The organism is Pseudomonas ceruminis (genome assembly GCF_021602025.1).
Classification (GTDB): domain Bacteria; phylum Pseudomonadota; class Gammaproteobacteria; order Pseudomonadales; family Pseudomonadaceae; genus Aquipseudomonas; species Aquipseudomonas ceruminis.
The window spans coordinates 491,925-514,192 of sequence record NZ_BQHW01000001.1 but is presented as its reverse complement, the minus strand read 5'-3'; the positions used below and the strand labels follow the sequence as shown (position 1 = coordinate 514,192).

Sequence of the window (22,268 nt, the reverse complement as noted above, 5' to 3'; positions counted from 1 at the left end):
TCTACCTGTAGGCTGCCGCCCCGTAGTCATCGAACTGTGTGTCATCGATTGCGGGCCGGCCGGGAAGATTCATCCCCTGCCACAGGGGGTTATTGAGGAGCTCGCATGACCAAACAACACGCCTTTACTCGGGAAGACCTGCTGCGCTGCAGTCGCGGTGAGCTGTTCGGCCCAGGTAATGCGCAACTGCCCGCGCCGAACATGCTGATGGTCGATCGCATCACCCATATCAGCGAAGAAGGCGGCAAGTACGGCAAAGGTGAATTGGTCGCCGAGCTGGATATCACCCCGGACCTGTGGTTCTTCGCCTGCCACTTCGAAGGCGACCCGGTAATGCCTGGCTGCCTGGGCCTCGATGCCATGTGGCAGCTGGTGGGCTTCTTCCTCGGCTGGCAGGGCCTGCCGGGCCGTGGCCGCGCGCTGGGCTCGGGCGAAGTGAAGTTCTTTGGCCAGGTGCTGCCTACCGCCAAGACGGTCACTTACAACATTCATATCAAGCGCGTCCTGAAGGGCAAGCTGAACATGGCCATCGCCGATGGCTCGGTCAGCGTTGACGGCCGCGAGATCTACACTGCCGAAGGCCTGCGGGTCGGCGTGTTCACCTCCACTGACAATTTCTAAGGGTTATTCGCATGCGCCGCGTCGTTATCACTGGTCTGGGCATCGTATCGTGCCTGGGCAATGACAAAGCTACCGTCACCGAAAACCTGCGCAACAGCCGTCCGGGTATCCGTTACAACCCGGAGTACAAGGAACAGGGGCTGCGTAGCCAGGTTTCCGGCTCCATCGACCTCAACCTCGAAGAACTGATCGACCGTAAGGTCTACCGCTTCGTTGGTCACGCCGCCGCCTATGCCTACCTGGCAATGCAGGACGCGATCAAGGACGCTGGGTTGACCGAAGAACAGGTCTCGAACCCGCGCACCGGCCTGGTAGCCGGCTCCGGCGGCGCTTCGACCCTGAACCAGATGGAAGCGCTGGACACCCTGCGCGAGAAAGGCGTCAAGCGCGTCGGCCCATACCGCGTCACCCGCACCATGGGCAGCACCGTTTCGGCGTGCCTGGCCACCCCGTTCAAGATCAAGGGCATCAACTACTCGATCTCGTCGGCCTGCGCCACTTCTGCACACTGCATCGGCACTGCGCTGGAGCAGATCCAGTGGGGCAAGCAGGACATCGTCTTCGCCGGTGGCGGTGAAGAAGAACACTGGAGCCAGTCGTTCCTGTTCGATGCCATGGGCGCCTTGTCGACCAAACGCAACGAAACCCCGGAGCTGGCTTCCCGCGCCTACGACGCCGACCGTGATGGCTTTGTCATCGCCGGCGGTGGCGGCATGGTGGTGGTCGAGGAGCTGGAGCACGCGCTGGCCCGCGGCGCCAAGATCTACGCCGAAATCGTTGGCTACGGCGCCACGTCCGACGGCTACGACATGGTTGCCCCAAGCGGCGAAGGCGCCATCCGCTGCATGCAGCAGGCGCTGTCCACCGTCGACACCCCGATCGACTACCTGAACACCCACGGCACTTCGACCCCGGTCGGTGACGTTGCCGAAATGAAGGGTGTTCGCGCAGTGTTCGGCGACAAGGCACCGAAGATCAGCTCGACCAAGAGCCTGTCTGGCCACTCGTTGGGCGCTGCAGGTGTGCACGAGGCAATCTACTGCCTGCTGATGATGGAAAACAACTTCATCGCCGGCTCTGCCAACATCGACGAGCTGGACCCGGAGGTCGCCGACCTGCCGATCCTGCGTAAAACCGAAGAAGGCGCCAAGATCGACACGGTCATGAGCAACAGCTTTGGCTTTGGTGGCACCAACGCCACCCTGGTACTCAAGCGCTGGGAAGGCAAGTAAGGCCTTTTGATGCTGCGATGAAAACGCCCCGACTGGTTCGGGGCGTTTTCATTTGTGCTTGGTTGCACTGGCCATTTTCGCGGGGCAAGCGCAGACGGTTAACCAGCCTTGGGCAATACAGCCAGAAAGTTATCCCTTGCCACCTGCTTCGCCACCGCCTCTGGCAAGGCATCCAGGAACGGTTTGAAGCCGTGCATCTGTTCACCAAGGCTGCCAAACCTACCCACCACATCAGAGCCGAGCATGAACCGCTCCGGGAAGCGCTCGACCAACGCGACCCACTCCTTGCGAGGCACGCCCTTGTCATCCAGCAGGTAAGGCTCCAGCACGCTCCACGATAAATCGATGTACAAGTTGGGGTAGTCCTCCAGCATTCGGGTCAGCACCGGCAACAGAAAATCCATCTGTGTCTGATGCCGGTGAATCTCCAGGCTCGTGCCCGCATGCGCCCAGATAAACCGGGTATGCGGATGATTGCGCAGCGGCTCTTCGATCTCTGCCAGGTACAGCGGGTTGCGCTCGCGCTTGGAGGTGATGTTGGAATGCACCAGCACTGGCATATCGTGTTCGGCCGCCAGGTGGTAGATGCGAGTCATGGCCTCGTTATTGGCACGCGGTGTATCGCCACTGGTCAGGGCGGTGAGGTCATCATGGCGGGTGAACACTTCACCAATGCCCTGCCACAGCCCCGGGTACAGCTCGAGCATGCGCTCGATATGGCTCACGGCGTTCTTGTCCACCGGATTGAAACCCGCAAGGAACGGGTGGAAGCGTTGACGCTGCGCCTCGGGCAACTTCTGCAACGCTGCAGCCACGTAGAGGTCAGTGGCGCTATACCAGTACGCATCTGCGTCATCACCGGCGTAGTAGCGAGGGCGCTTGGGTTCGTCCTCGTGCCACTTCTTGGCCACGGACACACCAGAAATCATCGAGTGCTCGACACCGGCGTCATCCATGGCCTTGATCAGCGCAGGCATGCCTTCGCTCTCCTGAAAGAAGTCCACGTAGTGCAGGTGGGCATCACTGTAGCGATAGTCACGGGCCTGTATTGCCTGGCACAGGCATCCTGACAACAACGCACAGGCCAGCACTCTGGCGATCATGGGCAGTTTTCCTTTTGCAGATACGAACAAGGTAGACCGGCAGGCTGGCGCAACGGTTCAGCAATACCGGGCAAAGCGCTATGCTGGGGGCATTACGCCTCGCCTGGAGTCCACCATGAACCGACCCTTGGTCATCCGCCCCCGCGCCGAGTCGGTCGAGGGCCAGCCAATCCTGCGCCCGTTGCCTTCAGCACAGTGCCGCAGTGTTGGCCCATTCGTATTCTTCGACCATATGCTGGAAACCGACTATGCGCCGGGCCATGGCATGGATATTCGCCAGCACCCGCACATCGGGCTATCGACCCTGACTTACTTGTTCGAAGGGGCGATCCTGCACAAGGACAGCCTGGGCTCGGAGCAGCGCGTGCTGCCAGGCGACGTCCGCTGGATGACGGCCGGCAGCGGCGTGGCACATGTCGAACGCACGCACGCCGATGCCCTGGCCCACGGTTCGCGCCTGCACGGGCTGCAGGTGTGGCTGGCGTCACCCCGCGCACTCGAGCAAGGTGCACCAAGCTATAGCCATCACCCAGCGGCCAGCCTACCGGTGAGCGACAACCTCGGCGTGCGTATCTGCATGATTGCTGGCAATGGTTTTTGCCTTGAATCGCCGGTGCCGGTGCTCTCCCCTACCCTTTACGCCCATGTACGGATGCAACCGGCCACCACGTTGCTGGTGCCTGCTGACCAGGCACAGCGGGCGCTGTATCTGCTCGATGGCGAGCTGCTCATGGACGATGAGGACATCGAGCCGTGCAGCTTGGTGGTGCTGCCGGAAGGCGAACAGGTAACGCTGTTTGCCGAAGGTGAATGCCAGCTGGTGCTGATTGGCGGCGAGCCTCTGGACGGGCCGCGGCGGATGAACTGGAATTTTGTCGCAAGCGACCCGGAATTGATCGAGCAGGCCAGGGTAAAGTGGGCTGCCGGCGATTGGCCGGTGGTGCCGGGAGAAGTCTCAAGGATCGAGCTGCCTCGCTGATTGGGGCCGCGCAGCGGCCCCAATGCACGGTCAGCGCTGGAACACTTCGGTCAGCAGGTTATGCATCGAGCGGAACGCCCGCTCTGAGGTCCGACGGTCATACTGCATCATGCCCGGCACATTGGCCGCCGGGTCGGTGAACGAATGCACCGCACCGCCATAGCTCAGCAGCTGCCAATCCACCTTGGCCGCATTCATCTCGTCCTCGAACGCTGGCAGTTGTTCCTTCGGCACCAACGGGTCCGACGCCCCGTGCAGCACCAGCACCGAACCCTTGATATGCTTGGCATCCTGCGGGTCCGGGGTATCCAGCGTGCCGTGGAACGAAATGGCGGCCTTCAGATCGGCGCCAGTACGGGCCAGCTCCAGAGCGCAGCAACCCCCAAAGCAAAAACCGAAGGTGGCCACTTTGCCAGGCTCCAGCAGTGCCTTGGACTGCGCCAACAGTTGCGAGAGCGCTTCCTTCATGCGCTTGCGCAGTTCACCACGGTCGTTCTTCAACGGCATCATCGCCGCACCTGCCTCATCGGCATTGGACGGACGCACCGATTGCCCATACAGATCGGCAATCAGCACCACGTAGCCTTTCTCGGCCACCTCCTTGGCGATGCGTTCGGCACCTTCGCCAATGCCCATCCAGTTCGGCGCCATCACCAGACCTGGACGCCCCAGCGAACCTGGCTCATACACCAGACGGCTTTCATAGGTTTTGCCGGACAGGTGATAGACCAGCGATTCGACGATTACCTTGCTCATCAAGCAACTCCTTGGGTACTCACCATGAAAAAAGCCCGCCGAAGCGGGCTTTCCTGTGCATCAAGTCAAGCAGACAGCTCGACCAACAGCTTGTTCAGACGGCGAACATAAGCCGCCGGGTCTTTCAAGCTGTCGCCGGCCGCCAGGGCCGCCTGGTCGAAGAGGATGTGCGACAGTTCGGCAAAGCGGTCTTCGCTCTGCTCGTTGTCCAGTTTCTCGATCAGCGGGTGAGTCGGGTTGAACTCGAAGATCGGTTTGGACTCCGGCACCTTCTGCCCGCTGGCTTCGAGGATCTGGCGCATCTGCAGGCCCAGGTCCTGTTCGCCGATGGCAAGAATCGCCGGCGAGTCGGTCAGGCGGTGCGATACGCGCACTTCGGCGACGCTGTCACCCAACGCACCCTTCAGGCGCTCGACCAGGCCTTCTTTGTCCTTGGCGACTTCTTCCTGGGCCTTCTTGTCTTCCTCGGAGTCCAGCTTGCCCAGGTCCAGGTCGCCACGGGCAACGTCGACGAAGGCCTTGCCATCGAACTCGTTGAGGTAGCTCATCAGCCACTCGTCGATGCGGTCGGTCAGCAGCAGCACCTCGATGCCTTTCTTGCGGAAGACTTCCAGGTGCGGGCTGTTCTTGACCTGCGCGTACGACTCGCCGGTAAGGTAATAGATCTTGTCCTGGCCTTCCTTGGCACGTGCCAGGTACTCAGCCAGCGATACGCTCTGCTCGCCGCTTTCATCGTGGGTGGAAGCGAAGCGCAGCAGGCCGGCGATCTTCTCCTTGTTGGCGAAGTCTTCGGCCGGGCCTTCCTTCATCACCTGGCCGAAATTCTTCCAGAAGCCCTTGTACTGCTCCGGCTCGTTTTTCGCCAGCTTCTCAAGCATGTCCAACACACGCTTGGTGAGGGCAGTCTTCATCGAATCGATGACCGGGTCTTTTTGCAGAATTTCGCGGGAAACGTTCAGCGACAGGTCGTTGGAATCGACCACACCTTTGATGAACCGCAAGTACAGCGGCAGGAACGACTCGGCCTGGTCCATGATGAACACGCGCTGCACGTACAGCTTCAGGCCGCGTGGCGCTTCACGCTGGTAAAGGTCGAACGGCGCGCGGGCCGGCACATACAGCAACGAGCTGTATTCGAGCTTGCCTTCGACCTTGTTGTGGCTCCAGGCCAGCGGGTTTTCGAAGTCATGGCCGATGTGCTTGTAGAACTCCTGGTATTCCTCGTCCTTGATTTCGGTACGCGGACGGGTCCACAGGGCGCTGGCGCGGTTGACGGTTTCCCACGCTTCAGCCGGCTGCTCTTCGCCTTCGGCGGCAGCTTGCTCCTTGGGCAACTGGATCGGCAGGGCAATATGATCGGAGTACTTCTTGACCACGTTGCGCAGGCGCCAGCCATCGGCGAATTCCTGCTCGTCCTTCTTCAGGTGCAGGACGATGCGCGTGCCGCGCTGTGGTTTTTCGACCGTGGCGACTTCAAACTCGCCCTCGCCTTTGGACGACCAATGCACGCCTTCGGCGGCCGGCTGGCCGGCGCGACGGCTGAAGACATCGACCTTGTCGGCCACGATGAACGCCGAATAGAAGCCCACGCCGAACTGGCCGATCAGGTGCGAATCTTTCTTCTGGTCACCCGTAAGGTTCTTCATGAAGTCGGCAGTGCCGGACTTGGCGATGGTGCCCAGGTGGGTGATCACGTCTTCGCGGCTCATGCCGATGCCGTTATCCTCAAGGGTAACGGTCCCGGCGTCCTTGTCGAAGCTCAGGCGGATCTTCAGGTCGGCGTCGCCCTCATACAGCTCTGGTTTGGCCAGGGCTTCGAAACGCAGCTTGTCGGCCGCGTCGGAGGCATTGGAAATCAGCTCACGCAGGAAAATTTCCTTGTTCGAGTACAAGGAATGAATCATGAGGTGAAGCAGCTGCTTTACCTCGGTCTGGAAGCCCAGGGTTTCCTTTTGTGTTTCCACACTCATGGTCTTCAAAACTCCGATCTGATGGCAGTGGGCGCCCGGCGGCCGGTTTGGCCTGCGTTAATGGCGGATGTCATGCAGATGGGGGCTGCCCGGACGATTTCAAGGGCTTTTCCGGTTCGATCTTGAAATGCGCGCGCGCAGTGGCGATCGGTGACTGCCGATCCGCCTGCCATGCGGTGATCGCAACGTTGGTCACCCGCCTCCCCTGACGCCACAGCTGACACTGCGCATAGGTATCGCGGTAAAGCCCGGCACGCAGGTAATCGATGGAGAAGTCGATGATCTTCGGGATGCTGGCGCTCTCGCTATAGATCAGCAGGTATAGCGCTGCGCTTAGCTCCATGAAGCCGGCGATCACCCCGCCATGAATGGCCGGCAGCAATGGGTTGCCGATGTTGTCCGCGCTGGCTGGCAGACAAAACAGCAAGTCGTCACCCTGGCGCTGACAGGTGATGCCGATCAGCCCGGCATAAGGGATCAACGCCAGCAAGGGCTGGTAGTCGCCCACGGCGTGGGCGGCGTTCAGGCGTTGACGAACGTCCGGCGCAATCATGCTCCGCCCTCCTTCAGACTGTTGCCGAATCGGATACCGCCCTTGATCTCCTGGCCCAGGCGCATGAAGGTGCCTACGACCTGGCAGATTGGCTGCTGGGGGTCATCCTGGTAAGCAGTGCCGCGGGTGAAGATCACATCCCGGGTCACGCGGTAGCACTGAGCGTGGCCGTAGATGGCCTTGCCCGCCTCGGCAGGGTGCATGTAGTCGATGCGCAGGTCCAGGGTCGGGCACACCTCGAAGCTCGGCAGCACGCAGAGCGTGGCCATCCCGCAGGTGGTATCCATCAGGGTGGTCAGGGCGCCGCCATGTACTGCACCGGTCTGGGGGTTCCCGACGATGGCGGGCGACCAGGGCAACAGCAGCGTCATGCCGTCGGCGTCCGCATGGGCCACGCGCATCTGCAATACTTGGCAATGTTTCAGCGCCGACAAGAAGCGCTCGGCCATGGCCATCAAGCGTGTATCGGTCATCGGTACGTTCCCTGATCAGTGGGCCAGCGGCATAAAAACGATAAAAAGTCTATATAGAATGGGGTGTTATATATCTGTAACTGAAGCGGAACTAATGTCGCCCCGTCGAACTCGAAGGAACAAGTCACTTATTCCACCAAGGAGATATACCCCCATGCGTAAACCTTTTGCTTTTGCTCTGATGCTGGCTGCTGCCATGGGCCTGGCTGCTTGCGATAAAGCGAGCGAAGACAAAGCCCAGGACGCACAGCAACACGCCGAGCAAGCCCAGGAAAAGATGGGCGAAGCTCAGGATAAAATGAACGACGCCGCCAAGGAAAACGCCGAAGCCGCCAAAGATCAGGCCGAAGCCGAGAAGAAGGCTGCCGAAGAAGCCGCTCCGGCGACTCCGGCGCCAGAAACCGCGCCAGCCGAGCCTGCCAAGCAGTAATCGAGCGACATAAAAAAACCCGACACTGTCGGGTTTTTTTATGCCTGTCATTTAAGGATTAAACGTTTCAGTTATTCATACTGGCGTTTTCCCTGCTCATCTCTGACGCACTTTCCGTTGGCGTAAATACCATCACTTCCAGCACGTCGGAATGAAACTCGCGGCGATACAGAATCAGCACGACCCCGACACTCACGAGCATGAACAACCAGGGGCTGATGAACCAGGTGAGCATGGCCATGCCGAAATAATAAGAGCGCAACCCAAAGTTGAACTGGTTGGCCGCCAGCGACAACACCCTCGCCGCCCGCAACGCAAATGCCTTGCGTTCCTGTTCATTGACCAGACGCTCGCCAATCATCGGGGCGGAGCCAACCAATACGGCTGCGAAGTTGTACTGGCGCATGCACCAACTGAAGGTGAAGAACGCGTAGACAAACACCATTGCCAGGCACAACAGCTTGATTTCCGACATCCCTTGCGAGGCCTGCTGCACCAAAGGCAGATCCGCCAATAGCGACAATGCACGGTCGGATGCACCCAGCACGGTCAGGATACCGGCGAGGATGATCAGGGTACTGGAGGCGAAGAACGACGCATTGCGCTCCAGGTTACCGATCACGCTCGCATCGGCAATTCGGTTATCGCGCAGCAGCATACGGCGCATCCAGTCTTCCCGGTACAGGTGCAGGACGCTGGCCAGGCAGGCAGTATCGCGGCCTTTGCAAATGGCATAGCGGGTGTAGCCGCCCCAGCAAAGGGCGAACCAACAGACAGCCAGCACGTTGTGAAGGTTGTTTTGGATGAAGTGCATGCAGGGTTCCCGAAGGGCTGTTGCATAAAGGATACGGACCGGGTTTCGACGCCCGCACCCGCGGAAAGACACACGCTTGGCACACAATTTTTGTTGCTTCCGAGCCCACCTACCTTGATGGGCGCCAGCTTGCCAGCGATGGGCCAAGTGCAAGCAAAAAACCCCGCATCCTTTCGAATGCGGGGTTTCTGGTCTACAGCCGTGGCTGGCGCTTATGGCTTGTGGCCGCTACCAGCGTGGAGGCTTCGACACATCAGGCCAGCGATTCACGCGGCTTGCCAAGCATGCGGTCGCACGCCACGGCACCCGCCAGGGTGACCACGGAAGGCACCAACCAGGCAAGGCCCTGATCGCTCAGCGGCAGGTGCGCCAGGACGTCCGGCAACACATGGGCAATGCTGCTGCCCTTGATCGCATCGACGATGCCGAACACCAGCGACACCAGCATCACCGGCGCGAGGATGCGCGCCGGCGAGTTCCACAGTTCTTTGACGAAGCTCAGGCCCACCACCACGATGCAGGGCGGGTAGATAGCGGTCAGCACCGGGATCGAGAACATGATCAGCTTGGTCAGGCCCAGGTTGGAGATCAGCAACGAGAAGCCCGCCAGGATCACCACCAACGCCCGGTACGACAGCGGCAGAATCTGGCTGAAGTACTCGGCGCACGCACACGTCAGGCCAACTGCGGTCACCAAGCAGGCCAGCGCGATCAGCACGGCAAGGAAACCGCTGCCAAGCGAGCCGAAGGTGTGCTGCACATAAGCGTGCAATACCGCCGCGCCGTTGGTGGCGCCCGCCGCGATTTCATGGCTGCCGGCACCCAGGCGGAACAGGCTGATGTACACCAACGCCAGGCCCACACCGGCAATCAGGCCGGCAATGATGGCATAGCGGGTGATCAGCTTGGGCGACTCGACGCCACGGGAGCGGATGGCATTGACGATGACGATACCGAAGACCAGCGCCCCCAGCGTGTCCATGGTCAGGTAACCATCGGAGAAGCCTTTGGAGAAGGCGGCGGCAGCATACGCTGGCTGCGCCTCACCCATAGTACCGGCCGGCAGCGCGAACGCAGCGATGCCCAGTACCGCCAGGGCAATGATCTTCAGCGGCGCAAGGAAACGGCCCACGGTATCGAGCAACTTGCCCGGATACATGGAAACCGCCAGCACCACGATGAAGTACACCAGGCTGTAGATGAACAAGGCCAGCGGACTTTCACCGGTGAGCGGGGCTACGCCCACCTCGAACGACACGGTCGCCGTACGCGGCGTGGCGAACAGCGGGCCGACCGACAGGTAGCACACCGCAGCCAGCAGGCCACCGAAGAACTTGCCGATCGGGCTGCTCAGGGCATCCATGCCGCCGCCGACCTTGGCCAAGGCAACCACGGTGATGACCGGTAGGCCCACGGCGGTGACCAGGAAGCCCAGGGCCGCCATCCATACATGCGGGCCGGACTGCAGGCCAACGATAGGCGGGAAGATGATATTGCCCGCGCCGACGAAAAGCGCAAACGTCATAAAGCCAAGCGCCAGGATATCCTGGCCTTTTAACACTTTCATTTAGGGTAGTACCACACTGCTGAAATCGGGATTCGAGAAGGGATTTCCCCATGGGTGGGGGAAATGCTGCCCGGCTTGATAGGCCAGACCCGTTTAGCGTGTCGTTCCCTTTTGGGGTACGGGCACAGAGTGAACGCGTAGATTAACCGTTTTACCCGGCAAACGCACTGACACAGGGCTGCTTGTCCGATGTGCGTATGTGTTTGTCGTCTGTGCGACCGAGGACAACAGGAATTATCCCCAGGGCAAGAACATTCGTCTGTGTGAAAATTCCTATCAAACCAATCGAAAACGCTCTGCCATTGATGCCAACCTGTAACGCATAAACGACAAAGGCCACCCGAAGGTGGCCTCTGTGCGCGTGGGGGGTGTTACGTGTTACTTACTTCTTCACTTCCCAGCCGGTCAGCTCGGCCAGGGCCTTGCCGATATCAGCCAGGGAACGCACGGTCTTCACACCCGCGTCCTGCAGGGCGGCGAACTTTTCATCCGCAGTACCCTTGCCGCCGGAGATGATGGCGCCAGCGTGGCCCATGCGCTTGCCCGCAGGTGCAGTAACACCGGCGATGTAGGAAACGACAGGCTTGGTGACGTTGGCCTTGATGTAGGCCGCCGCTTCTTCTTCAGCCGAACCGCCGATCTCACCGATCATGACGATCGCTTCGGTCTTCGGGTCTTCCTGGAACAGCTTCAGGATGTCGATGAAGTTGGAGCCTGGGATCGGGTCACCGCCGATGCCGACGCAGGTCGACTGGCCGAAGCCGGCGTCGGTGGTCTGCTTGACCGCTTCGTAGGTCAGGGTACCGGAACGGGAAACGATACCGACTTTGCCTGGCAGGTGGATGTGGCCAGGCATGATGCCGATCTTGCACTCGCCCGGCGTGATGACACCTGGGCAGTTAGGGCCGATCAGGGTAACACCCAGTTCGTCGCACTTGACCTTGGCATCCAGCATGTCCAGGGTAGGAATGCCTTCGGTGATGCAGACGATCAGCTTGATGCCGCCGAAGGCTGCTTCCAGGATCGAGTCCTTGCAGAAAGGAGCTGGAACGTAAATGACCGAAGCGTCAGCGCCGGTTGCTTCCACAGCTTCCTTGACGGTGTTGAACACCGGCAGGCCCAGGTGGGTGGTACCACCCTTGCCCGGGGTAACGCCGCCGACCATCTTGGTGCCGTAGGCGATGGCTTGTTCGGAGTGGAAAGTACCCTGCGAGCCGGTGAAGCCCTGGCAGATGACTTTGGTGTCTTTATTGATCAGGACGCTCATTACTTGCCCTCCGCAGCTTTGACAACTTGTTGAGCAGCGTCGGTCAGGCTGGTTGCCGCAATGATGTTCAAACCGCTTTCTGCCAGTACTTTAGCGCCCAGTTCGGCGTTGTTGCCTTCGAGGCGAACGACGACCGGAACTTTAACGCCGACTTCTTTCACTGCACCGATGATGCCTTCGGCAATCATGTCGCAACGAACGATGCCGCCGAAGATGTTGACCAGAACGGCCGCGACATTGCTGTCGGACAGAATGATCTTGAACGCTTCGGTAACGCGCTCTTTGGTAGCGCCGCCACCCACGTCGAGGAAGTTGGCTGGCTTGCCGCCGTGCAGGTTGACGATGTCCATGGTACCCATGGCCAGACCAGCACCGTTGACCATGCAGCCGATGTTGCCTTCGAGGGCAACGTAGTTCAGTTCGAACTTGGCAGCGTGGGCTTCACGGGCGTCGTCCTGGGACGGGTCGTGGAAGGTTTTCAGCTTTGGCTGACGGTACATGGCGTTAGCGTCGATGTTGATCTTGGCATCGAGGCAGTGCAGGTCGCCGTCGGCCTTGATGACCAGCGGGTTCACTTCCAGCAGGGCCAGATCGTGATCCTTGAACAGCTTGGCCAGACCAACGAAAATCTTGGCGAACTGTTGAACTTGCTTGCCTTCCAGGCCCAGCTGGAACGCCAGTTCACGACCCTGGAACGGCTGAGCGCCGACCAGCGGGTCGATAGTAGCCTTGAGGATCTTCTCAGGCGTTTCGTGCGCAACTTTCTCGATGTCCACGCCACCTTCGGTGGAGGCCATGAACACGATACGGCGGCTCGAACGATCCACTACAGCGCCCAGGTACAGCTCTTTGGCGATGTCAGTGCAGGATTCGACCAGAATCTTGGAGACGGGTTGACCGTTGGCATCGGTCTGGTAGGTAACCAGATTTTTGCCCAACCACTGTGCAGCGAACGCCTTGGCGTCTTCCTTGCTGCGAACCAGCTTGACGCCGCCCGCTTTACCGCGACCACCGGCGTGAACCTGGGCTTTGACAACCCACTCGGAACCGCCAATCTTGTCGCAGGCTTCTGCAGCTTGCTCAGGGGTATCGACCGCGAAACCCTTGGAAACTGGCAGGCCGTACTCAGCGAACAGCTGCTTACCCTGATACTCGTGAAGATTCATGCTTTTTACCGTCTTCGTTAGGTACTGCGCTTCGGCGCTGCGCCATTGCTGGCGCCGCACCACCTGTGACCGTTAACCCCGGGTTTTCCCATGTGGTCGGTCCGGCGGACGTTCCGCGGTGAGTCATGCACGCAAGACTCACGACGGGCAGCCCGCCGTGGTTTCTTATAATTAACGCTTCTTACGGTTGGCCACGTGAATGGCGCCGCCATTCACTGCCAGCGCTGCTTCATGCAACGCTTCGGACAGGGTCGGATGGCTGAAGACCATCATGCCCAGATCCTCGGCACTGGTGCCGAATTCCATTGCGATTGCGCCCTGCTGTACCAGTTCGGCAGCCGATGGGCCAATCACGTGTACACCCAGTACGCGGTCGGTCTTGGCATCAGCGATGACCTTGACGAAACCACCGGTATCGTTGGCTGCCATCGCACGGCCGCTGGCCGCGAACGGGAAGGTGCCTACGTTAACCTCAACACCCTCGGCCTTCAAGGCTTGTTCAGTCTTGCCAACCCAGGCGATTTCCGGGTGGGTGTAGATGACCGAAGGGATCAGGTCGTAGTTCATCTGGGCTTTGTGGCCCTTGATGCGCTCGACCACCATGATGCCCTCTTCCGAGGCCTTGTGCGCCAGCATCATGCCACGCACCACGTCACCGATGGCGAATACGCCCGGCACGCTGGTGGCGCAGTGATCGTCGACGAAGATGTAGCCACGCTCGTCGATGTTCACGCCGCTGTCGGAAGCCAGCAGGTCGGTGGTCACCGGACGACGGCCGACCGCGACGATCAGTTTGTCGAAGGTAATCTTCTGCTCGCCGTTGGCGTCGGTGTAGGTCACTTCGACTTCGTCGCCGCTGACCTTGGAACCGGTCACGCGGGCGCCCAGCTTGATGTCCAGGCCCTGCTTGGTCAGGGTTTTCTGGGCTTCTTTGGAGACCGCAGCATCGGCGGCCATCAGGAAGGTGTCCAGGGCTTCCAGCACGGTGACTTCAGCACCCAGGCGAGCCCAGACCGAGCCCAGTTCCAGGCCGATGACGCCAGCGCCGATGACGCCCAGGCGCTTGGGTACCGACTGGAATTCCAGAGCGCCGGTGGAGTCGACGATGACGTTCTGGTCGACCGGAGCCGGCGGAATGTCGATGGGACGCGAACCGGAAGCCAGGATCACGTTTTCCGCTTCGATCACTTCGGTGGTGCCGTCAGCCTTGGTGACTTCGACCTTTTTGCCAGCCAGCAACTTGCCGTGGCCCTGGATCGAAGTCACGCCGTTGGCCTTGAACAGGGTGGCGACGCCACCCGTCAGGTTCTTGACGATGCCAGCCTTGCGGCCAACCATCGCGGCGACGTCCATCTTCACTTCACCGGTGGAGATGCCGTGGACGTTGAAGCTCTCTTTGGCTTCCTTGTACTTCCAGGAGCTGTCCAGCAGCGCCTTGGATGGAATGCAGCCTACGTTCAGGCAGGTGCCGCCCAGGGCCAGCTTGCCCTCAGCGTCGGTGTATTTCTCGATACAGGCAGTCTTCAGACCAAGTTGTGCGGCCTTGATGGCAGCTACATAGCCGCCAGGACCTGCACCAATCACCACTACGTCGAATTTCTGGGTCATAAAAGATTCCTTATCAGCAACAAGCTACACGCCAAAAGCTGCAAGCCTACACGCTTCTACTTGAAGCTTGCAGCTTGCAACTTGTGGCTGTTCGATTAGATGTCCAGCAGCAGGCGAGACGGATCTTCCAACAGGTTCTTGATGGTGACCAGGAAGGTTACCGCTTCCTTACCGTCGATCAGGCGGTGATCGTACGACAGCGCCAGGTACATCATCGGGCGGATTACCACTTGGCCATTGATGGCCATCGGGCGCTGGATGATGTTGTGCATGCCGAGAATGGCAGCCTGCGGCGGGTTGACGATCGGAGTCGACATCATCGAACCGAAGGTACCACCGTTGGTGATGGTGAAGGTACCGCCAGTCATCTCTTCGATGGCCAGCTTGCCGTCACGGGCCTTCTTGCCGAAGGTGGCGATGCCGTTCTCGATTTCTGCCAGGCTCATCGACTCGGCGTTACGCAGTACCGGTACGACCAGGCCGCGGTCGCTGGACACGGCAACACCCACGTCGGCGTAACCGTGGTAGACGATGTCGTTGCCGTCGATCGAGGCGTTGACTGCCGGGAAACGCTTCAGCGCTTCGGTGGCTGCCTTGACGAAGAACGACATGAAGCCCAGGCGCACGCCGTTGTGGGTCTTCTCGAACAGGTCCTTGTACTTCGAACGCAGGGCCATGACTTCGGTCATGTCGACTTCGTTGAAGGTGGTCAGCATGGCCATGTTGGACTGCGCTTCGACCAGACGCTCGGCGATCTTGGCACGCAGGCGGGTCATCGGCACACGCTTCTCGGTACGGTCGCCAGCGGCAACCACAACCGGAGCGGCAGCTGCAGCGGCAGGCTTGGCAGCCGGTGCCGGAGCGGCTTTCTTGTTGGCGACTGCCGCGACCACGTCTTCCTTGGTCACGCGGCCACCTTTGCCCGTGCCGGCAACCGAAGCCAGGTCGATGCCGTTCTCTTCAGCCAGCTTGCGCGCGGCTGGAGCGGCGACCGGGTCGTCTTCACCAGCATCGGCAGCAGCAGCGGCCGGCGCGGCAGCCGAAGCGGCCGGTGCAGCGGCTGGCGCAGCAGCGGCAGCGCCACCTTCAACGATCGAACCCAGCACTTCGTCGGACAGGACAGTTTCGCCCTCGCCCTTGACGATGTCACCCAGCACGCCATCAGCGGTGGCCAGGACTTCCAGGACGACCTTGTCGGTCTCGATGTCGACGATCAGTTCGTCACGCTTGACGGCTTCGCCCGGCTTCTTGTGCCAGGTGGCAACGGTGCCGTCGGCGACCGATTCCGGGAAGGTTGGGGCTTTGATCTCGATAGCCATTATCAGTATTTCCTTAAATTCGGTTTCAGGTGCGCGAAGGCGTTAGACAGTGAAGGCGTCTTGCAGCAGTTTTTCCTGCTGTTCGGCGTGCTTCGATGCGTAACCACAGGCTGGCGCGGCCGATGCGTCGCGGCCGGCGTATTCCAGGGTCAGCGCCTTGTTGTGGCGGCCCAGGATACGGCGCATGTGGTGCTGGCTGCTGTACCAGGCGCCCTGGTTCATGGGTTCTTCCTGGCACCACACCGCATGCTTGAGGTTGGTGTACGGCGCCAGAATCTCGACCAGGTCGTCCTCAGGGAACGGATACAGCTGCTCGATACGCACGATGGCGATGTCTTCGCGGCCTTCGGCACGGCGTTTTTCCAGCAGGTCGTAGTACACCTTGCCACCGCACAGTACCAGGCGCTCGACCTTGGCCGGATCGAGGGTATCGATTTCCGGGATCACGGTCTGGAACGAGCCTTCTGCCAGGTCTTCCAGGGTCGAGATGGCCAGCTTGTGGCGCAGCAGCGACTTCGGCGTCAGGACGATCAGCGGCTTGCGCAGCGGACGGATGACCTGGCGACGCAGCAGGTGGTAGATCTGTGCCGGAGTGGTCGGTACGCACACCTGGATGTTGTGCTCGGCGCACAGCTGCAGGTAACGCTCCAGACGTGCGGAGGAGTGCTCCGGACCCTGGCCTTCATAGCCGTGCGGCAGCAGCATGGTCAGGCCGCACAGACGGCCCCACTTGTGCTCGCCACTGGTGATGAACTGGTCGATCACCACTTGCGCGCCGTTGGCGAAGTCGCCGAACTGGGCTTCCCAGATCACCAACGCGTTCGGCGTGGTGGTCGAGTAACCGTATTCGAAGGCCAGCACGGCTTCTTCCGACAGGAAGGAGTCGTACAGCTCGAACTTCGGCTGGCCCGGGAACAGGTTCTGCAGCGGCACGTAGGTGCTGGCGTCCTTCTGGTTGTGCAGCACCGCGTGGCGGTGCGAGAAGGTGCCACGGCCGATGTCCTGGCCGGTCATGCGGATCGGGTGACCTTCGAACTGCAGCGTGGCGTACGCCATGGTCTCTGCATAACCCCAGTTGATCGGCAAGCCACCGGCCTGCATCTTCTGGCGGTCTTCGTAGATCTTCGACACCTGGCGCTGGACGACGAAGCCTTCCGGCAACTCGAGCAGCTTGGCCGACAGCTCCTGAAGGGTCTTAAGGTCGAAGCGGGTGTCGTGACGCGCGGTCCAGGCGTGACCCAGGTACGGACGCCAGTCGACGAACAGCTCGCGGTTCGGCTCCTTGACCAGGCTCTTGACCACGTGCAGGCCGTTGTCCAGGGCATTGCGGTATTCGTCGATCTTGGCCTGGGCACGCTCGGCGTCGATACGACCCGCTTGAATCAGGGCCTCGGCATACAGTTCACGGGTGGTGCGCTGCTTGCTGATCTGTTGATACATCAGCGGCTGCGTACCGTTCGGCTCGTCGGCCTCGTTGTGGCCGCGGCGGCGGTAGCAGACCAGGTCGATGACCACGTCACGCTTGAACTGCATGCGGTAATCGATGGCCAGCTGGGTCACGAACAGCACTGCTTCCGGGTCGTCACCGTTCACGTGCAGGATCGGCGCCTGGATCATCTTGGCGACGTCGGTGGCGTACTCGGTGGAACGCGAGTCCAGCGGGTTGCTGATGGTGAAACCAACCTGGTTGTTGATCACGATGTGCACGGTACCGCCGGTCTTGAAACCGCGGGTCTGCGACATCTGGAAGGTTTCCATGACCACGCCCTGGCCGGCGAACGCAGCGTCACCGTGGATCGAGATCGGCAGCACCTTGTCGCCAACGGTATCGTTGCGACGGTCCTGACGGGCGCGCACCGAACCTTCCACCACCGGCGAGACGATTTCCAGGTGGGACGGGTTGAACGCCATGGCCAGGTGAACTTCGCCACCAGCGGTCATCACGTTCGAGGAGAAGCCCTGGTGATACTTCACGTCACCGGAGCCCAGCTCGTTCATCTTCTTGCCTTCGAACTCGTCGAACAGCTCGCGCGGGTTCTTGCCGAAGGTGTTGACCAGCACGTTCAGACGACCACGGTGGGCCATGCCGATCACGACTTCCTTGGTGCCGTAAGAGCCGGAGCGCTGGATCATTTCGTCCAGCATCGGGATCAGGCTTTCGCCACCCTCCAGACCGAAGCGCTTGGTGCCCGGGTACTTGGTGCCCAGGTACTTCTCAAGGCCTTCACCAGCCGTCACGCGCTCGAGCAGGTGGGCCTGCACGTCGGCGGAGAATTCCGGGCGGCCGCGCACGCTTTCCAGGCGCTGCTGGAACCAGCTGCGCTGCTCGGAATCGACGATATGGGTGAACTCGGCGCCAATGGTGCGACAATATGTCTTCTGGAGCGCCTCGAAGATCTCGCGTAGGCTCGCTTCCTCTTTGCCGATGAACAGGTCGCCGGCACGGAAGGTCGTATCAAGATCGGCATTGGTCAAGCCGTAGTGATTGATCGACAGGTCTACGGGCGCAGGGCGCTGCCACAACCCCAACGGGTCGAGCTTGGCAGCCTGATGGCCGCGCATACGATAGGCCTGGATCAGTCGCAGAACTTCAACCTGCTTCTTCTCGTGTTCACTGCTCACGCTCCCGGCGGATACCGGTTGGGCGCGGCGCTGGTTCTTTGCCAGCAGTACGAAATGGTCGCGGATTGTCGAGTGCGATACATCAGTAGCGGTGCTGCCATCAGCAGGCAACTTCTGGAAGTAAGTGCGCCACTCTTCTGGCACAGCGTTAGGGTCGTGCAGGTAGAGCTCGTAGAGCTCTTCCACATATGCAGCGTTACCACCTGAAAGGTGGGCGCTTTCCCACATGCGCTGCATCACGCTTTCTTGCATGCTTGGTCACCCTCGGTTAGGGGACTGATCGGCGAGAGCCACAGCAAACCTGGAAAAGTCCGAACACAGCGACTGAACCACGCCACTTGGATCTTGCTGATTTTCCGGGTACCAGCCCGGAAAGCCCCTGCTGGTCTCATATCTTCATAGGTATCGAGCGCGAGCTTTGTGGGCCCTTGCTCAGGTTTTACCTCAGTGCGGGCTCACCACCCGCACCTCGGCTTACTGCAGTTACAACGCTTTGAATCAGGTGCCGCTTTGCAGCAGCATGTTACGTACGTGGCCGATTGCCTTGGTAGGGTTCAGACCCTTCGGGCAAACGTTGACGCAGTTCATGATCCCGCGGCAGCGGAACACGCTGAACGGGTCATCCAGGGACGCCAGGCGCTCCTGGGTCTTGGTGTCACGGCTGTCGGCCAGGAAGCGGTAGGCCTGCAGCAGGGCGGCGGGGCCCAGGAACTTGTCCGGGTTCCACCAGAACGACGGGCAGGAAGTCGAGCAGCAAGCGCACAGGATGCACTCGTACAGGCCGTCCAGCTTGTCGCGGTCTTCCGGCGACTGCAGACGTTCGATGGCCGGAGCCGGCGTATCGTTCTGCAGGAATGGCTTCACCTTCTCGTACTGCTTGTAGAAGATGCTCATGTCGACGACCAGGTCACGAATGACTGGCAGGCCCGGCAGCGGGCGCAGCACCAGCTTGTTGCCCTTGACCACGCCCGACAGCGGGGTGATGCAGGCCAGGCCGTTCTTGCCGTTCATGTTCATGCCATCGGAGCCGCAAACGCCTTCACGGCAGGAGCGACGGTACGAGAAGCCCTCGTCCTTCTCCTTGATCAGCGCCAGCACGTCCAGCACCATCAGGTCTTTGCCGCCGGTATCGACGTCGAACGACTCCATCTTGGGCGCCGAGTCGGTGTCCGGGTTGTAACGATAAACTTCGACTTTCAACATAGCAGCCACCCTTAGTAAGTCCGGACTTTTGGTTCGAAGGCTGGAACAGTCTTCGGCGCAAAGTTGACACCACGCTTGGCGACGCGCTTCTCACCCGGATAGTACAGGGTGTGGCACAGCCAGTTTTCGTCGTCACGGTCTTCGAAGTCTTCACGGGCGTGAGCGCCGCGGGACTCTTTACGGGCTTCGGCCGCAATGGCGGTAGCTTCGGCGACTTCCAGCAGGTTCTGCAGCTCCAGCGCTTCGATACGCGCGGTGTTGAAGGCCTGGGACTTGTCGTTGATCTTGACGTTGGCGATGCGATCACGCAGGCCCGCCAATTGCTCGATACCCTTCTGCATGTATTCGCCGGTACGGAATACACCGAAGTAGTTCTGCATGCAGCTCTGCAGCTCGCGCTTGAGGCTGGCAACGTCTTCGCCGGTAGTACGCTCGTTGAGCTTGTTCAGGCGGTTCAGGGCGACATCCACGTCGGTGTCGCTGGCATCGCGGTACTCGACGCCTTCGGTCAGCGCCTTTTCCAGGTGCAGGCCGGCAGCACGGCCGAAGACCACCAGGTCGAGCAGCGAGTTGCCGCCCAGGCGGTTGGCACCGTGGACCGATACGCACGCTACTTCACCTACAGCGAACAGACCCGGAATGATCTGGTCCTTGCCTTCGGCGTCCATGGTAATGGCCTGGCCATGGATGTTGGTGGCGACACCACCCATCATGTAGTGGCAGGTCGGTACGACCGGGACCGGCGCGACGACAGGGTCGACGTGGGCGAAGGTCTTGGACAGCTCGCAGATGCCTGGCAGGCGGCTGTGCAACACTTCCTCGCCCAGGTGGTCCAGCTTCAGCAGTACGTGGTCCTTGTTCGGGCCCACGCCGTTGCCGGCGATGATTTCCTTGACCATGGAGCGGGCGACGACGTCGCGACCGGCCAGGTCCTTGGCGTTCGGCGCGTAACGCTCCATGAAGCGTTCGCCGTGGGCGTTGATCAGGTAACCACCTTCACCGCGGCAACCCTCAGTGACCAGTACACCGGCGCCGGCGATGCCGGTCGGGTGGAACTGCCACATCTCGATGTCCTGCACCGGCACGCCGGCACGCAGGGCCATGCCGACGCCGTCACCGGTGTTGATCAGGGCGTTGGTGGTCGAGGCGTAGATACGGCCCGCACCACCGGTGGCCAGAACGGTGGCCTTGGACTTGATGTACAGGGTTTCGCCAGTTTCGATGCAGATCGCGATCACACCGACGAACGCGCCGTCCTGGTTTTTCACCAGGTCCACAGCGTAGTACTCGTTCAGGAAGGTGGTGCCCGCTTTCAGGTTGCCCTGATACAGGGTGTGCAGCAGGGCGTGACCGGTACGGTCGGAGGCGGCGCACGTACGAGCAGCCTGGCCGCCCTTGCCGAAGTCCTTGGACTGGCCACCGAACGGACGCTGGTAGATACGGCCGGTTTCGGTACGCGAGAACGGCAGGCCCATGTGGTCCAGCTCGAAGACCGCAGCCGGGCCTTCCTGACACATGTATTCGATAGCGTCCTGGTCACCGATGTAGTCGGAACCCTTGACGGTATCGTACATGTGCCAGCGCCAGTCGTCGTTCGGGTCGGCCGAAGCGATGGCGCAGGTGATGCCGCCCTGGGCGGATACAGTGTGCGAACGGGTCGGGAAGACCTTGGTGACTACGGCAGTCTTGTGACCGCCCTGGGCCAGCTGCAGCGCTGCGCGCATGCCGGCACCGCCGCCACCGATGATGATGGCGTCGAAGGAAATGGTTGGAATGCTAGCCATGGATCAGATACCCCAGAGAATCTGCACACCCCAGACGAAGTAAGCGAACATCGCAACGCCGCATACCGCCTGGAACAGGAAACGAATCGCAGTCGCCGACTTGCCGAACGACATCGGCGTCAGGTAGTCGGTGGCGATGGTCCACATGCCAACCCAGGCGTGAGCGCCCAGGGCAACGAGGGCCAGCAGACTGAAGATCCGCATCGCGTTATTGGAGAACAGACCGTGCCACTGGGCATAGTCGATGCCTGGGTGGGCGACCACGTAACCGATCAGGAAGAGGAAGTAAGCCGCGAGAACGACCGCCGAGACGCGCTGCGCCATCCAGTCATAGAGGCCCGAACGCGACAGGTTCGTGACATTGGTTACCATACCCAAACTCCCACCAGAACGATCACCACCACGGAGATGACAATCACGATTTTCGAGCCCAGCTTGCCGCCTTCCAGCGTCTCACCGATGCCCATGTCCATGATCAGGTGGCGTACACCTGCCACCAGGTGATACAGCAGGGCGGACAGCAGGGCCCAGGTCACCAGTTTGGCCAGCGGGCTGGTCAGACACGCCTTCACCTCACCGAAGCCTTCCTCGGAACCCAGCGACTTGCCCAGTGCATAAAGCATGATGGCAAGGCCGAGGAACAGGATGACGCCGGAGATACGGTGAAGAATGGACGTGTACGCGGTGATCGGGAGCTTGATGGTCCTTAGGTCTAGGTTTACAGGTCGTTGGCTTTTCACGGCTTTTTTCACACTGAAGAGCCCCTAGCGAATCAGGGCAAAGTTGTTGGTAAGTGTACTG

Annotated in this window: 20 protein-coding genes; 4 read left to right on the top strand and 16 right to left on the bottom strand. The window is 60.7% G+C overall.

Features of this window, described 5'->3' with window-relative positions; all coding sequences use genetic code 11:
• Window positions 1–105 precede the first annotated feature (105 nt).
• A complete protein-coding gene (gene fabA, locus L6D80_RS02165; RefSeq protein WP_054899906.1) occupies window positions 106–621 on the top strand; it encodes a 3-hydroxyacyl-[acyl-carrier-protein] dehydratase FabA in 516 nt (171 codons plus the stop codon).
• 11 nt (window positions 622–632) lie between these two features.
• Window positions 633–1,853 (top strand): beta-ketoacyl-ACP synthase I, encoded by a 1,221-nt coding sequence (gene fabB, locus L6D80_RS02160; RefSeq protein ID WP_176512521.1) that lies wholly within the window; start codon window positions 633–635, stop codon window positions 1,851–1,853.
• 98 nt (window positions 1,854–1,951) lie between these two features.
• Here the strand turns inward: fabB and L6D80_RS02155 are convergent, their stop codons facing one another.
• Window positions 1,952–2,956, bottom strand: coding sequence for an amidohydrolase family protein (locus tag L6D80_RS02155; RefSeq protein ID WP_054899908.1), 1,005 nt, complete (start codon window positions 2,954–2,956; stop codon window positions 1,952–1,954).
• Between the two features lie 115 nt (window positions 2,957–3,071).
• On the opposite strand from L6D80_RS02155, the gene L6D80_RS02150 reads away from it, so the two are divergent.
• Complete coding sequence (locus tag L6D80_RS02150; protein ID WP_176512520.1) at window positions 3,072–3,935, top strand: pirin family protein; 864 nt, start codon at window positions 3,072–3,074, stop codon at window positions 3,933–3,935.
• Between the two features lie 30 nt (window positions 3,936–3,965).
• Here L6D80_RS02150 and L6D80_RS02145 read toward each other — a convergent pair whose 3' ends face one another.
• From L6D80_RS02145 to L6D80_RS02130, 4 genes are all read right to left on the bottom strand, one after another.
• Complete coding sequence (locus tag L6D80_RS02145; RefSeq protein ID WP_054899910.1) at window positions 3,966–4,691, bottom strand: dienelactone hydrolase family protein; 726 nt, start codon at window positions 4,689–4,691, stop codon at window positions 3,966–3,968.
• Between the two features lie 65 nt (window positions 4,692–4,756).
• Complete coding sequence (gene htpG, locus L6D80_RS02140; protein ID WP_054899911.1) at window positions 4,757–6,661, bottom strand: molecular chaperone HtpG; 1,905 nt, start codon at window positions 6,659–6,661, stop codon at window positions 4,757–4,759.
• Window positions 6,662–6,731: 70 nt separating this feature from the next.
• On the bottom strand, window positions 6,732–7,214 hold the full coding sequence (locus L6D80_RS02135) for a PaaI family thioesterase (protein WP_054899912.1): 483 nt from the start codon (window positions 7,212–7,214) through the stop codon (window positions 6,732–6,734).
• Window positions 7,211–7,687, bottom strand: a complete 477-nt coding sequence (locus L6D80_RS02130) for a PaaI family thioesterase (protein WP_054899913.1) — start codon at window positions 7,685–7,687, stop codon at window positions 7,211–7,213. The genes L6D80_RS02135 and L6D80_RS02130 overlap by 4 nt, the downstream gene beginning before the upstream one ends.
• 154 nt (window positions 7,688–7,841) lie before the next feature.
• Here L6D80_RS02130 and L6D80_RS02125 point away from each other — a divergent pair, with 154 nt between their 5' ends.
• Entirely contained in the window at window positions 7,842–8,117 is a 276-nt protein-coding gene (locus L6D80_RS02125) for a hypothetical protein (protein ID WP_016393105.1), read from the top strand.
• A 67-nt stretch (window positions 8,118–8,184) separates the two neighbouring features.
• Here L6D80_RS02125 and L6D80_RS02120 read toward each other — a convergent pair whose 3' ends face one another.
• The 11 genes from L6D80_RS02120 to sdhC form a co-directional block, all read right to left on the bottom strand.
• On the bottom strand, window positions 8,185–8,931 hold the full coding sequence (locus tag L6D80_RS02120) for a DUF599 domain-containing protein (protein ID WP_054899914.1): 747 nt from the start codon (window positions 8,929–8,931) through the stop codon (window positions 8,185–8,187).
• A 253-nt stretch (window positions 8,932–9,184) separates the two neighbouring features.
• Window positions 9,185–10,498 carry a branched-chain amino acid transport system II carrier protein gene (brnQ, locus tag L6D80_RS02115; protein ID WP_176512519.1) on the bottom strand — a complete coding sequence of 438 codons (1,314 nt, stop codon included), beginning with the start codon at window positions 10,496–10,498 and terminating at the stop codon, window positions 9,185–9,187.
• Between the two features lie 382 nt (window positions 10,499–10,880).
• Window positions 10,881–11,765 (bottom strand): succinate--CoA ligase subunit alpha, encoded by an 885-nt coding sequence (sucD, locus tag L6D80_RS02110; RefSeq protein WP_004376004.1) that lies wholly within the window; start codon window positions 11,763–11,765, stop codon window positions 10,881–10,883.
• Window positions 11,765–12,931: an ADP-forming succinate--CoA ligase subunit beta gene (gene sucC / locus L6D80_RS02105; RefSeq protein ID WP_011534748.1), complete on the bottom strand. Its 1,167-nt coding sequence runs from the start codon at window positions 12,929–12,931 to the stop codon at window positions 11,765–11,767. Before sucC ends, sucD begins: the two co-directional genes overlap by 1 nt.
• A 171-nt stretch (window positions 12,932–13,102) precedes the next feature.
• Window positions 13,103–14,539, bottom strand: a complete 1,437-nt coding sequence (lpdA, locus tag L6D80_RS02100; protein ID WP_176512518.1) for a dihydrolipoyl dehydrogenase — start codon at window positions 14,537–14,539, stop codon at window positions 13,103–13,105.
• A 95-nt stretch (window positions 14,540–14,634) separates the two neighbouring features.
• Window positions 14,635–15,858: a 2-oxoglutarate dehydrogenase complex dihydrolipoyllysine-residue succinyltransferase gene (odhB, locus tag L6D80_RS02095; protein WP_054899917.1), complete on the bottom strand. Its 1,224-nt coding sequence runs from the start codon at window positions 15,856–15,858 to the stop codon at window positions 14,635–14,637.
• A 42-nt stretch (window positions 15,859–15,900) separates the two neighbouring features.
• Window positions 15,901–18,732 carry a 2-oxoglutarate dehydrogenase E1 component gene (locus L6D80_RS02090; protein ID WP_054899918.1) on the bottom strand — a complete coding sequence of 944 codons (2,832 nt, stop codon included), beginning with the start codon at window positions 18,730–18,732 and terminating at the stop codon, window positions 15,901–15,903.
• 246 nt (window positions 18,733–18,978) lie between these two features.
• The gene (locus L6D80_RS02085) at window positions 18,979–19,683 is read right to left on the bottom strand and encodes a succinate dehydrogenase iron-sulfur subunit (RefSeq protein ID WP_012315348.1); all 705 of its coding nucleotides are present in this window, start codon (window positions 19,681–19,683) and stop codon (window positions 18,979–18,981) included.
• Window positions 19,684–19,694: 11 nt separating this feature from the next.
• Window positions 19,695–21,467: a succinate dehydrogenase flavoprotein subunit gene (gene sdhA / locus L6D80_RS02080; RefSeq protein WP_054899919.1), complete on the bottom strand. Its 1,773-nt coding sequence runs from the start codon at window positions 21,465–21,467 to the stop codon at window positions 19,695–19,697.
• Window positions 21,468–21,470: 3 nt separating this feature from the next.
• A complete protein-coding gene (gene sdhD / locus L6D80_RS02075; protein WP_054899920.1) occupies window positions 21,471–21,839 on the bottom strand; it encodes a succinate dehydrogenase, hydrophobic membrane anchor protein in 369 nt (122 codons plus the stop codon).
• A complete protein-coding gene (gene sdhC, locus L6D80_RS02070; protein ID WP_077068487.1) occupies window positions 21,833–22,219 on the bottom strand; it encodes a succinate dehydrogenase, cytochrome b556 subunit in 387 nt (128 codons plus the stop codon). Before sdhC ends, sdhD begins: the two co-directional genes overlap by 7 nt.
• Window positions 22,220–22,268 lie beyond the last annotated feature (49 nt).

Bases quoted from the DNA above. Each gene is read 5' to 3' on its own strand.
- sucC (WP_011534748.1), bottom strand. From the start codon at position 12,931: ATGAATCTTCACGAGTATCAGGGTAAGCAGCTGTTCGCTGAGTACGGC.
- brnQ (WP_176512519.1), bottom strand. From the start codon at position 10,498: ATGAAAGTGTTAAAAGGCCAGGATATCCTGGCGCTTGGCTTTATGACG.
- fabA (WP_054899906.1), top strand. From the start codon at position 106: ATGACCAAACAACACGCCTTTACTCGGGAAGACCTGCTGCGCTGCAGT.
- htpG (WP_054899911.1), bottom strand. From the start codon at position 6,661: ATGAGTGTGGAAACACAAAAGGAAACCCTGGGCTTCCAGACCGAGGTA.
- odhB (WP_054899917.1), bottom strand. From the start codon at position 15,858: ATGGCTATCGAGATCAAAGCCCCAACCTTCCCGGAATCGGTCGCCGAC.
- L6D80_RS02120 (WP_054899914.1), bottom strand. From the start codon at position 8,931: ATGCACTTCATCCAAAACAACCTTCACAACGTGCTGGCTGTCTGTTGG.
- L6D80_RS02155 (WP_054899908.1), bottom strand. From the start codon at position 2,956: ATGATCGCCAGAGTGCTGGCCTGTGCGTTGTTGTCAGGATGCCTGTGC.
- L6D80_RS02090 (WP_054899918.1), bottom strand. From the start codon at position 18,732: ATGCAAGAAAGCGTGATGCAGCGCATGTGGGAAAGCGCCCACCTTTCA.
- L6D80_RS02085 (WP_012315348.1), bottom strand. From the start codon at position 19,683: ATGTTGAAAGTCGAAGTTTATCGTTACAACCCGGACACCGACTCGGCG.
- fabB (WP_176512521.1), top strand. From the start codon at position 633: ATGCGCCGCGTCGTTATCACTGGTCTGGGCATCGTATCGTGCCTGGGC.
- L6D80_RS02130 (WP_054899913.1), bottom strand. From the start codon at position 7,687: ATGACCGATACACGCTTGATGGCCATGGCCGAGCGCTTCTTGTCGGCG.
- sdhA (WP_054899919.1), bottom strand. From the start codon at position 21,467: ATGGCTAGCATTCCAACCATTTCCTTCGACGCCATCATCATCGGTGGC.
- L6D80_RS02145 (WP_054899910.1), bottom strand. From the start codon at position 4,691: ATGAGCAAGGTAATCGTCGAATCGCTGGTCTATCACCTGTCCGGCAAA.
- sdhD (WP_054899920.1), bottom strand. From the start codon at position 21,839: ATGGTAACCAATGTCACGAACCTGTCGCGTTCGGGCCTCTATGACTGG.
- L6D80_RS02150 (WP_176512520.1), top strand. From the start codon at position 3,072: ATGAACCGACCCTTGGTCATCCGCCCCCGCGCCGAGTCGGTCGAGGGC.
- lpdA (WP_176512518.1), bottom strand. From the start codon at position 14,539: ATGACCCAGAAATTCGACGTAGTGGTGATTGGTGCAGGTCCTGGCGGC.
- sucD (WP_004376004.1), bottom strand. From the start codon at position 11,765: ATGAGCGTCCTGATCAATAAAGACACCAAAGTCATCTGCCAGGGCTTC.
- L6D80_RS02125 (WP_016393105.1), top strand. From the start codon at position 7,842: ATGCGTAAACCTTTTGCTTTTGCTCTGATGCTGGCTGCTGCCATGGGC.
- L6D80_RS02135 (WP_054899912.1), bottom strand. From the start codon at position 7,214: ATGATTGCGCCGGACGTTCGTCAACGCCTGAACGCCGCCCACGCCGTG.